Raw genomic sequence first — 1,328 nt, forward strand, 5'->3', positions numbered from 1 at the left:
GTGTGAGTGCCACAGCTTCGGCGGTGTGCTTGAGCCCCGCTACATTGTCGGCGCAGAACCACTTGACCAGTGAGCTATTACGCACTCTTTAAAGGATGGCTGCTTCTAAGCCAACCTCCTGGTTGTCAATGCGATCCCACATCCTTTTCCACTTAGCACACGCTTAGGGGCCTTAGCTGGTGATCTGGGCTGTTTCCCTCTCGACTACGAAGCTTATCCCCCGCAGTCTCACTGCCGCGCTCTCACTTACCGGCATTCGGAGTTTGGCTGATTTCGGTAAGCTTGTAGGCCCCCTAGACCATCCAGTGCTCTACCTCCGGCAAGAAACACGCGACGCTGCACCTAAATGCATTTCGGGGAGAACCAGCTATCACGGAGTTTGATTGGCCTTTCACCCCTAACCACAGGTCATCCCCCAACTTTTCAACGTTGGTGGGTTCGGTCCTCCACGCAGTCTTACCCACGCTTCAACCTGCCCATGGCTAGATCACCCCGCTTCGGGTCTAGAACACGCGACTAAATTCGCCCTATTAAGACTCGCTTTCGCTACGGCTACCCCACACGGGTTAACCTCGCCACGTGCCACTAACTCGCAGGCTCATTCTTCAAAAGGCACGCCATCACCCCTAAAGGCTCTGACGGATTGTAGGCGAACGGTTTCAGGTACTATTTCACTCCCCTCCCGGGGTACTTTTCACCATTCCCTCACGGTACTCGTCCGCTATCGGTCATCAGGAAGTATTCAGCCTTACCAGGTGGTCCTGGCAGATTCACAGCAGATTCTAGGAGTCCGCTGCTACTCGGGTGCCATTCAAGAGAGGTCACACATTTTCGTTTACGGGGCTCTCACCCTCTACGGCCGGCTTTCCCACACCGTTCAACTAACATGCAACTTTGTAACTCTCCGAGCGCGTGTCAGCACACTCAAGAACAGTCCCACAACCCCGGATACGTAACCCCTGACAAGTATCACACGTATCTGGTTTAGGCTAGATCCGCTTTCGCTCGCCACTACTCACGGAATCACATGTTGTTTTCTCTTCCTACGGGTACTGAGATGTTTCACTTCCCCGCGTTCCCCTCACACACCCTATGAATTCAGATGCGGATAACACGACATGACTCGTGCTAGGTTTCCCCATTCGGACACCCTGGGATCACAGCTAGGTTGACAGCTCCCCCAGGCCTATCGCGGCCTCCCACGTCCTTCATCGGCTCCTGATGCCAAGGCATCCACCGTTCGCCCTTTACAACTTAACCACAGAAAACAAAGATGCTCGCGTCCACTGTGTAATTCTCAACCAACGACCAACCCACAACCCGATACG

The 1,328-nt window shown here is 54.1% G+C and carries 1 rRNA gene; it reads right to left on the reverse strand.

Annotated features, from left to right (window positions below):
- A 23S ribosomal RNA gene (locus Adu01nite_RS47425) occupies positions 1 to 1,260 on the reverse strand; the annotation flags it as partial.
- Between the last annotated feature and the right edge of the window lie 68 nt (positions 1,261 to 1,328).

The organism is Paractinoplanes durhamensis, assembly GCF_016862175.1.
Taxonomy (GTDB): Bacteria; Actinomycetota; Actinomycetes; order Mycobacteriales; family Micromonosporaceae; genus Actinoplanes; species Actinoplanes durhamensis.